We start from the raw sequence: 9,847 nt of genomic DNA on the forward strand, positions 1-9,847 counted from the left end.
TCGCCACCTGCACGGGCGGATCGGTGCCGTGGACCGGGGTGAGGAGTTGGACGCACACGACCGCGCCATCACCCGTGATGGCATTTTCAAGCAGACGCCCACGCGCCGCCGGTTGCGCCCAACCCAAGGTTTCGAGTTCACGCTCGGCACCGAGGGCATCAAACGCCTGCGGGCAGCCGTCCTGCGTGAGCAAAAGGAGCTGATGGTCACCCGCGACATGGGTGAGCGGCTGATCCAGGCTGTCCATCGCTGGCTCGACGAGGGCAAACGGGCTGGGCTGGATGATGCGCGCCTGCCTGATCGCAGCGGTGAGCTGGCCCGTATTCCAGAACTCGCCGCCAGGTTGGATCAAATCAACCAGCGGATTGCGTTCCTCGCCACGGACGAACGGCAGTCCCGTTTGGCGAAGCGCGATCAGATGCAGGCGGAGTTCGCCCGCGCCAGCCAAACGTTGGGTGAGTTGCAAAACAGCCGGCAGGGCTATCAGCAGAAGCGGAAGGAACTTGGCGAAGCTCTGGATCGAGCACTGGAGGATTTGGCCTCGGCACAATTGGCAGTTCAGGAAAGCCGCCTGAGCCTGCCCAAAGGTGTCCTGGATGCTGAAGCACAGGCGATGCTCGGTGAAATCATGGCCGTCCAACCGCGCTGGCACGAGCGGGTGAACGCGGCCCAACAGCGCGCCACTACCGCCACTGAACAGGCGGCCACCGCCCGGGCTGCGCGCAATCTGGCGCGCCAGGAGCTGGCCACCAGCCAGCGGCATCCCGAATACCGCCATGATTTTCCGGTGACCGAGGAGGACAACGATCCATGGAGCGCCCGGCTCCGGCTGCTTGAAGAGACCCAGCTCCCCACATACCGCTCACTGGCGGCCGAGCGCCGCAAGGATTGGGAGAAACGGCTGCAGGAAAGCGTGCTCGACCGCCTCAACGAGCGGCTTCATGAGGCGGAGCGCACGGTCAAGCAGTTGCGCGATTATCTGGATCGCGACATCGGCGCGTATCGCTACCGCATCACGTTTCGCCGTGATCCGGCCTTTGGCCCCTTGTGGAAGCTGTTGGACTCCGGCTTTGAGCCGACTGACGAGCTACTCAAGGCGAGCCGCAGCGACGAGGTCCAAGAAGCGTTGCATTTGCTGATGACCGCCGTGGAAGCCCCGGAGCAGGCGGACGACCGCTCGCGGCGTCTGCTCGATTATCGGCAATACCACCGCTACGACCTGGAAATGGTGCAGGCCAAGCTGCCGGACGCGCCGCCAATCTCGCTAGCCCGCAGCGGGCGCAATCTCTCCGGCGGCGAAAACCAGGCACCGTTTTTCATCTCCATGCTGGCCGCGTTCAGGCGCGTATATGATTTGGGCTCCGGGCGCTCCCAGCACATGGGCCTGGTCGTGATGGATGAAGCCTTTTCCAAACTGTCTGGTGACGGCGTTGAGGACTGCCTCGAACTGGCGCGGAACTTCAATCTTCAGTTGATCCTCGCGTTTCCACCGGAAAAACTCGGGGTCATCTCACCCTACGCCGACACGATCATCATGTGCCGGAAGTCGGAAAAGCGTGACGAGAAGACGGGCTACGTCACCGAGATCGACAACATCCCCATCCGCCTGACTCGCGTTCAAGCGGAGGAGTGCTTCGAGTGAAGCCGTTGAATCCCTCGTTTCGCAAACTGCCCGTGCTCCAGGAGCTGCACCGCCAGTGGTTCGCCAACCGCGGCGCGGCGAACGCGAACGAGTATGACCGTCCGTTCTCACGCAAATGGGAGGAGTTGTTGCAGGACGCGGGCTTGAACTCGGCTGAGGAACGGCGCGAAGCCGATCGTGATGCCAGAACCTTGGCTGAAGCTGGGAACATCGTGATAAAAGCGTCACGACAGCGCCGTCAGGTGATTGAGCGCGTCGTCATTCCGTTGGAGACTGAACCTGAGCTGCGTGCGCTGTTCCCTGAATTTGAAGCCAGCTCCAAGTGCTCATTTGCATGGGAGACGGTTGCTTGGGAGCTCGAACTCAGCTTCGTCCCGGAGGTCCGCCCCTTGGTCTCCCCGGCGGACTTGCAGAGCATGAATGAGTTCTTTCGCACTGGCGGACGGGAGCGGCCGATGGTCCCCATCAAGGAGCGGTCGTTCCAACTTTTTGGGGACGAGAAGCGGTTGGATGCCCTGCGTGAGTCGGCGCTTTTTCAGTCCGGTCGGCTGTCGCTGGAACTGCTTCGCTGCGAAATCGTGGGCGAACCGTTCGGCTGGAAACGGGGACCGCAGGACACCGGAGTCACGCTGGTCATCGAGAATGCCGCCACCTGGCATTCCTACTCTCGCTGGAACGAGGAACGCCGACTGTTCAGCGCGGTCGTGTATGGTTGTGGCAACCGGTTCGCGGACAGCACGCGCTACCTGCGGGACATCCTGGCAGAGCTCACCACCCCGCAGCGGGTGCTTTATTTCGGGGATCTCGATCCACAGGGCCTGCGAATTCCCATCGAGGCTTCGGCCAAGGCACTCCGAATGGGCATGCCCCCGGTTGAGCCTGACCTCTGGAGTTACCAACACTTGTTGAGACTGGGACAAGGCCGCGAGACGAAGTCGGGTTCGGTTGAGTCTATGTCTGAGGACGCTGCGGCCTGGCTCGGACCTCTGGCGGAAAACGTGCGGCCGCTTTTCGATGGGGGGAAGCGCCTCGCCCAGGAACTCGCTGGTTGGGAGTTTCTCCGCTCGCACGACAATCGGGAGTCGAACTCGTAAGCAAAGGCGATCCAGCCTGGAACGGCAGTAGTCACGCCCCTGCACGCAACGCGGATCAGCCCTGCGCTTTTGTTCTCTTCAAAGCACAGACCCAAGGGCGGGGCGTGCTCCCCGCAAATCTGAAGGCATCCAAAAATCACGTCGGCTAAGGGATTCTCAAACTATATTTTCAATTCTCAGACTTTGTTTTTCTTCTCAAAGAATATTTTTGTTCAACATACATGAAATCAGCAATTTCTGGTGGCTACTCCACCGTCACGCTCTTGGCGAGGTTGCGGGGCTTGTCCACGTCGCAGCCGCGCGCGACGGCGATGTAGTAGCTGAGGAGCTGCAGCGGGATGACGGCGAGGAGCGGATGCAGCGGCTCCCAAGTTGCCGGGAGATAAATGACATCCTCGACCTTCTCCTTGATGCGCTCGTTGCCTTCGGTGGCCAGGGCGATGATCGGGCCTTTGCGCGCCTTGATTTCCTCCAGGTTGCTGAAGGTCTTCTCGTAGAGCGCGTCGGTGGGGCAAAGGATGACGGTGGGGGTCTTCTCGTCGATCATCGCGATGGGGCCGTGCTTCATCTCGGCGGCGGGGTATCCTTCTGCGTGGATGTAGGAAATCTCCTTCAGCTTGAGTGCACCTTCGAGTGCGACGGGGAAGTTGTATTGCCGCCCGAGGAAGAAGAAGTCCTCGGCATGGGCATACTTGAGGGCGATGCGCTTGATCTCCTCGCTCTGATCAAGGATGCGCTGAATCTGATCAGGGATGGCTTCAAGGGCCTTGATGATCTGGCTGCCGCGCCGATTTGAGAGCATGCGGATGCGGCCCATCATCAAAGCGAACATCGTGAGCACACTGACTTGGCTGACGAAGGCTTTCGTGGACGCGACGCCAATTTCTGGTCCGGCGTGCAGGTAGATGCCGCCGTCGGCCTCGCGGGCGATGGTGCTGCCCACGACGTTGCAGATGGAGAGCACCTTGTGGCCGCGCCGGCGGGATTCGCGCAGGCCGGCGAGGGTGTCCGCTGTCTCGCCGGATTGGGTGATGACGAGGCAGAGGGTGTTCTTCTCGATGGGGGCGTTGCGGTAGCGGAATTCGGACGCGTATTCCACCTCGACTGGGATGTGCGCGAATTCCTCGATGAGATACTCACCCACGAGCGCAGCGTGCCAGCTCGTGCCGCAGGCGGTGATGACAATCTGGTCCACGTCCCGCAGTTCGGCCGTAGTCATGTTCAGGCCGCCGAATTTCGCGGTGCCGTCCTCCGCATCCAGACGGCCACGGATGGCGTTCTGCACGGTCTTGGGTTGCTCGAAGATTTCCTTGAGCATGTAGTGCGCGAACGTGCCGCGCTCGGCAGCGTCGGCGTCGAATTCAATCTTCGAGAGCTGGAAGGAGGCGACCTCGTTGCCGAGCGAGTCCATCTTGAACTTGTCGGGGAACAGCGTGACGACGTCGTAGTCCTTCAAGTAGATGACCGTGCGGGTGTGGCTGACGATGGCGCTGGCGTCGCTGGCGAGGAAATGTTCGCCCTCGCCAACGCCGACGATGAGCGGGCTCCCGCGCCGCGCGCCCACCATGACACCAGGGTGGTCCGTGCAGATGACGCCGATGCCGTAGGTGCCGATGACCTCGCGCAGGGCGTTCATCACGGCTTGGGCCAGCGGGTGCGTGCCTTCGCCCGTCCATGCCCCCTTGCCGGCGCTCACCACCGCTTCGTAGTGGTGGCCGATGAGGTGCGCGAGGACCTCGGTGTCCGTCGCGGACTTGAACGTGTCACCGGCCTTGAGGAAACGGTCTTTCAGCGTGTCGAAGTTCTCGATGACGCCATTGTGGACGACGGCGATTTTGCCGGACTCGTCCAAGTGCGGGTGGGAGTTTTCATCGGTGGGCGGGCCGTGGGTGGCCCAGCGCGTGTGGCCCATGCCGACCTGCCCGTAGATGGGGTTGGCCTGCACGAGCTTGGCGAGCCCCTCATCGATCTTGCCCTTCTTTTTGCGTGTGGTGAGCTCCCGGTTTTGCAGCACGGCGACGCCGGCAGAATCGTAGCCGCGGTATTCCAAACGACGGAGGCCCTCGATGAGGATGGGGGTGGCCTGCTGTTTTCCGATGTAGCCGATGATGCCGCACATAGATATGGAACTGGAAAATTTGGGTTGATGCTTGCGCTGACGCCAGAAAATAGGCTAAAGGAGCATTCAACATAACCGCAAGAAAGGATTTGATTATGGCTGCACCACGCCGCATGGCCCCCCACGTTCCGAATGTTCTCGCTGTCGTCATGGGCGGCGGGCAGGGCACGCGTCTCTGGCCCCTCACGCAGGACCGCTCCAAGCCGGCGGTGCCGCTCGCGGGTAAATACCGCATCGTGGACATCCCCATTTCGAACTGCATCAACTCCGGCTACCGCCGTGTGTATTTGCTCACGCAGTTCAACACCGCCTCGCTCCACCGGCACATCAGCCAGAGCTACAAGTTCGACCATTTCAGCGGCGGATTCGTGGAACTGCTCGCCGCCGAGCAGACCATGCACAGCACGTCTTGGTATCAGGGCACCGCCGACGCTGTGCGCAAGAACCTCGCGCATCTCCTGAACCACGACTGGGAATACTGCCTCATTCTCAGCGGCGACCAACTCTACCGGATGGACTTCCGCCGCATCATCGCCCAGCACGCGGAATCGCAGGCGGACTTGACCATCGCCACCATTCCCGTCCCCCGCGAGAGTGCGCAAGCGCTCGGCATTCTCCAGATCAACAACGATCGCCGCATCGTGCGTTTCGTGGAGAAGCCCAAGGACCCCGGCGTGCTCGACTCCCTCCGCATCCCCCGCGAGTCCTACGAAAACCTCGACATCGAGGGCGACGAGGACTTCTACCTCGCCTCGATGGGCATCTACGTTTTCAACCGCTCCGTGATGGTGAAGCTGCTCGACAACGACTTCACCGACTTTGGCAAGCACATCATCCCCGGAGCCATCACCACCCACCGTGTTTTCAGCTACGTCTATCAGGGCTACTGGGAGGACATCGGCACCATCAAGAGCTTCTTCGAGGCGAACCTCGATGGTGCGGAGGAACTGCCAAAGTTCAACTTCTTCGACATGAGTTCGCCGATCTACACCCGCCCGCGCTTCCTACCCGGCAGCAAGATCAACGGCGCGAGCATTGACCACGGCATCGTCTCCGATGGCTGCATCATCAGCCATGCGCACATCAGCCACTCCGTCATCGGCATCCGCAGCTTCGTGGGCTTGGGCACCAACCTCCACCGCGTCATCATGATGGGGGCGGACTACTACGAGTCCCAGGCCAGCATGTTGGAAAACCTCAACGCCGGCCGCCCCCGCATGGGCATCGGCCAGCACTGCCGCATTGAGAACACCATCTTGGACAAGAACGCCCGCATCGGTGACAACTGCGTCATTTCCCCCGCTGGCAAGCCCGAGAACTTCGACGGCCCGAACTACGTCATCCGCGACGGCATCGTCATCATCCCCAAGAACGGCATCATCCCCCACGGCACGGTGATTTGATCCCGTCCGGTGCACGCCGCGATGTGGGGAGGCTATGGCTTGAGGGTGGCGTCGGCGGAACTCGTAGCCGTTCTTCCTCACCTTGACCGAGAGGGCAGGGGGGGCGACCTAACGGCTCGCCAACGGTCGCGATCTCAGCCCCTGAGCCCGTGCCGGCGATTTGCAATCGACGAATTGCGGTTGGACTGCTCGGAGCCGCCCCGAACTGCTGCTTTCCACCGACAGCACAGGTCCAGGGAGTAGGAGACCCGTAACCACTCCCCACCGGCCCGCGTCCGCAGACTCACGGACTCACGTTGTGAAACTGTCCCCTCTTCTCGTCGCGTCTGCTGCCCTCTTTCTCACTTCCTCTGCCCCCGCCGCCGAACTCGAACCCAAGCTCGGCAAGAAGGGGGCTCTGCTGCTGGAGGAAAAGTTTGATGGCAAGGAAGTGCCGAAGAACTGGAACCGCAACGCCGGCAAGCTCACCGTCGCCGATGGCGTGCTCAAGGCCAGCGAAGTGGCCGCCGACATGCACGCCGCCGCGTTCCGTCGCGCGCTGCCGTTGCAGGACGCCGCCGTCTTCGTGAAGTTCCGTTTCGAGGGCGCGAAGATGTTTCACGTCGGCTTTGACCCTGCGCCGGGCGAGCTGAAGAAGAAGGGCCACCTCTTCTCCGTGATTATCACGGCTACCGGCTGGAACCTCACTGAGCACAACGACAAGTCCGACCCCAAGTCCACGAACCAGGCGTTCGCCAAGTCCACGGCGACGTTTGAAAAGGGCCGCTGGTATGAACTCCTCCTCGAAATGAAGGGCGACGACGTGCTCGCGCAGATTGCCGGGATGGAATCGATCCGTGCCACCAGCAAGGATTTCCACGTCAAGAAACCCGGTCTTGTCTTCCGCACCGGTGGCAAGGACACGGACGAGGTTCACATGGACGAAGTCCGGGTGTGGGAGCTCAGGTAAGTTTAGTCAGACAAGGGGGCAGTTGAAACCGGTTGCCCTCTCGATGCGTGCCTGCCTCAGCCGGTGCGAAGCGCTCGCTCAGAGCGGCGGTTCGGTCGGTTTGGCGTCCGGAGGTGAAGTGGGCGCATGGCGGGCCGCCCAGATCGAGGCTGCCATCGAAACGAGGATGAGGGTCACCACCACCGCCAGCGAGACGCCGGTGCGGATTTGCACGTCCCAGATGCCCAGTAGCATCTTCACGCCGATAAAGGCGAGCACGATGGCCAGCCCCACCTTCAGGTAGCGGAAGTAACCAATCGCCCCGGCGAGCAGGAAGTAGAGCGACCGCAGCCCCAGGATGGCGAACACGTTCGAGGTGAAGACGATGAAGGTGTTCTGCGTGACGGCAAAGATGGCCGGGATGGAATCCACGGCGAAGATCAGGTCGGTGGTCTCCACCATCATGAGCACCAGCGCGAGCGGAGTGAGCGCGCGGCGGCCGTTGAGCTGCGTCACGAAGTGCTGGCCGTCGAAATCATGGCTGACGGGGAAAAACTTTCGGGCGAGACGAATGAAAATGTTCTTCTCGGGATGCACGCCGTCGTCATCCACAAAGAGCATTTTGATGCCGGTGAACACGAGAAAGCCGCCCATGATGTAAAGGGTCCAGTGGAACTGCTTGATCAGCACCGCTCCCAAACCGATCATGGCGCCGCGCATGAGCAGGGCGCCCAGGATGCCCCAGAAGAGCACGCGGTGCTGCTGCTCCTTGGGGACACGGAAATAGGCGAGGATGAGCGCGATGACGAAGACGTTGTCCATCGAAAGGCTCAACTCAATAAGGTAGCCGGTTACGAATTCGAGGGCTTCACCCTTGGGCCGGGTGGCTTTGATGAGGCCGGCGAAAGCCATCGCCAGCGAGAACCACAGGGCCGTCCACCCTAACGCTTCGCGGAACCGCACCACGCGCGCCGCGCGATGGAACACGCCCAAGTCGAGAGCGAGGAACACCACCACGGTCGCCACGAACGCGGCCCAGTGCCAGGGGGTGATCTCGACGATGCAGAGCATGAACGGTGATGGTTTGATGCCCCGGCGAGCGGGGCACCTTTAGCAGACGGGGGCGAGCAGCGGTCCGTTCACCGCAACGGAACTGGATGAATCAGACTGTGCCGGGCTTGGCCGTGGGCGGGAGCACCTCCGCCGCAACGCTGGAACCGGCATCGATGTTCGGGCGCTGGCCCTTGTGCCACCACACCACCAGTGCGCTGGCGATGTAGATGGATGAGTAGGTGCCGGTGATGATGCCCACGAGGAACATGAAGGCGAAGTCGTTGATGACGCCGCCGCCAAAAACGTAAAGCGCCAGCGTGGCGATGAACACTGTGCCGCTGGTGATGATGGTGCGGCTGAGCGTCTGGTTCAGCGCCCGGTTGACCAGGTCGGTGAAAGAGCCGCGAACGCCGAGCTTCAAGTCCTCCCGGATGCGGTCAAAGATGACGATGGTGTCGTTGATCGAGAAGCCGACGATGGTCAGGATGGCGGCCACGGTGGTGGCATTAAACTGCCGGCCTTCACCCCATAGTTCGGTCAGGCAGTAGATGCCCACGGTCATGAGCACGTCGTGCATTACGGCCACCACCGCGCCGACGGCGAAGCTGAATTCATAGCGGAAGGCCACGTAAACGAGGATGCCGAAAAGGGATAATCCCAAGGCCAGTAGTGCGCTGCGGAGAATCTCCCGGCCGATGACCGCGCCGACTTGCCGGGACTGATCCAGCTTGAACTTCGCGTCGGGGAAGGTCTTGAACAGGGCCTCCTTGACTGCCTCGCCCGCGCCAGCGGGGACGGTGACGCGGAGGTTTTCCGTGCCTTGGCCGATGTTGCGCTGGTAGGCCACCAGGGGATCACCCACCTTGCGGGTGCGAGCCCCTGCTTGGCTGGCTCCCTCCAGGCGCTCGTGATATTCGACGCCGCTGATGAGCTTGCGGAGTTGGTCGGTCTCGACGCGCTTGGCAAAGGAGAAGGTCAGTGCATCGCCGCCTACGAAGTCAACGCTCAGCGTCTGCTGGCCGCGCACAAACGCCCCGTAGCCGAGGCCGAGGATGATGACGGCCCATGACAGGGCGAAGGCCGGTTTGGCCCAGCTCATGAAGTCAATGTTGCTGCCTTTGATGAGGTGCAGCATCGAGAGGTTCGGGAGGAGGTTCTTGGCCAGCAGCCAGTCGAAGATTACGCGGGTGCCCACGAGCGCGGTGAACATGCTCACCGTGATGCCGATGGTCAGCGTGACGCCGAAGCCCTTCACCGGGCCGGTGCCGAGATAGATCAGCAGGACGGAGGCGATGAGCGTGGTGAGATTGGAGTCGAAGATGGTGCCGAAGGCCTTGTCGTAGCCGGCGTTCAACGCGCCGCGAAGGGACTTGCCGGTGGCCAGCTCCTCCCGGATACGCTCGAAGATCAGCACGTTGGCATCCACCGCCATGCCGACGGTCAGGACCACGCCGGCGATGCCCGGCAGGGTCAAGGTGGTTCCCACCGAGCACATCACGCCCAGGAGGATGATGATGTTTGTGATCAGCGCGACATTCGCCACCAATCCGGAGAAGAGATAATACACCATCATGAAGATGGAAACCGCCGCCGTCCCCACGATCGAGG

Annotated in this window: 7 protein-coding genes; 4 read left to right on the plus strand and 3 right to left on the minus strand. The window is 61.8% G+C overall.

The genetic code is table 11. The features are described from left to right. On the plus strand, window positions 1-1,642 hold a 1,642-nt coding region (locus ACKVY0_RS25860), incomplete at its 5' end, for an SbcC/MukB-like Walker B domain-containing protein (protein WP_409217758.1). Between the two features lie 32 nt (window positions 1,643-1,674). Continuing rightward, window positions 1,675-2,736 carry a Wadjet anti-phage system protein JetD domain-containing protein gene (locus ACKVY0_RS25865; protein WP_409217759.1) on the plus strand — a complete coding sequence of 354 codons (1,062 nt, stop codon included), beginning with the start codon at window positions 1,675-1,677 and terminating at the stop codon, window positions 2,734-2,736. Window positions 2,737-2,980: 244 nt separating this feature from the next. Here ACKVY0_RS25865 and glmS read toward each other — a convergent pair whose 3' ends face one another. Beyond that, window positions 2,981-4,855 carry a glutamine--fructose-6-phosphate transaminase (isomerizing) gene (glmS, locus tag ACKVY0_RS25870; RefSeq protein ID WP_409217760.1) on the minus strand — a complete coding sequence of 625 codons (1,875 nt, stop codon included), beginning with the start codon at window positions 4,853-4,855 and terminating at the stop codon, window positions 2,981-2,983. A 113-nt stretch (window positions 4,856-4,968) separates the two neighbouring features. Between glmS and ACKVY0_RS25875 the strand changes: the two genes are divergently transcribed. Together ACKVY0_RS25875 and ACKVY0_RS25880 are read left to right on the plus strand one after the other, a co-directional pair. Then, entirely contained in the window at window positions 4,969-6,258 is a 1,290-nt protein-coding gene (locus ACKVY0_RS25875) for a glucose-1-phosphate adenylyltransferase (RefSeq protein WP_409217761.1), read from the plus strand. A 298-nt stretch (window positions 6,259-6,556) separates the two neighbouring features. Beyond that, the gene (locus ACKVY0_RS25880; RefSeq protein ID WP_409217762.1) at window positions 6,557-7,207 is read left to right on the plus strand and encodes a hypothetical protein; all 651 of its coding nucleotides are present in this window, start codon (window positions 6,557-6,559) and stop codon (window positions 7,205-7,207) included. A gap of 78 nt (window positions 7,208-7,285) precedes the next feature. On the opposite strand, the gene ACKVY0_RS25885 is transcribed toward ACKVY0_RS25880, so the two are convergent. Both ACKVY0_RS25885 and secF read right to left on the minus strand, forming a co-directional pair. After that, the gene (locus ACKVY0_RS25885) at window positions 7,286-8,257 is read right to left on the minus strand and encodes a TerC family protein (protein ID WP_409217763.1); all 972 of its coding nucleotides are present in this window, start codon (window positions 8,255-8,257) and stop codon (window positions 7,286-7,288) included. A 91-nt stretch (window positions 8,258-8,348) separates the two neighbouring features. After that, on the minus strand, window positions 8,349-9,847 hold a 1,499-nt coding region (secF, locus tag ACKVY0_RS25890; RefSeq protein WP_409217764.1), incomplete at its 5' end, for a protein translocase subunit SecF.

It is taken from the genome of Prosthecobacter sp., from assembly GCF_046154365.1.
GTDB lineage: Bacteria > Verrucomicrobiota > Verrucomicrobiia > Verrucomicrobiales > Verrucomicrobiaceae > Prosthecobacter.

Excerpts from the sequence above, each read along its gene's own strand:
- glmS (WP_409217760.1), bottom strand. The coding sequence starts at position 4,855 with ATGTGCGGCATCATCGGCTACATCGGAAAACAGCAGGCCACCCCCATC.
- ACKVY0_RS25875 (WP_409217761.1), top strand. The coding sequence starts at position 4,969 with ATGGCCCCCCACGTTCCGAATGTTCTCGCTGTCGTCATGGGCGGCGGG.
- ACKVY0_RS25885 (WP_409217763.1), bottom strand. The coding sequence starts at position 8,257 with ATGCTCTGCATCGTCGAGATCACCCCCTGGCACTGGGCCGCGTTCGTG.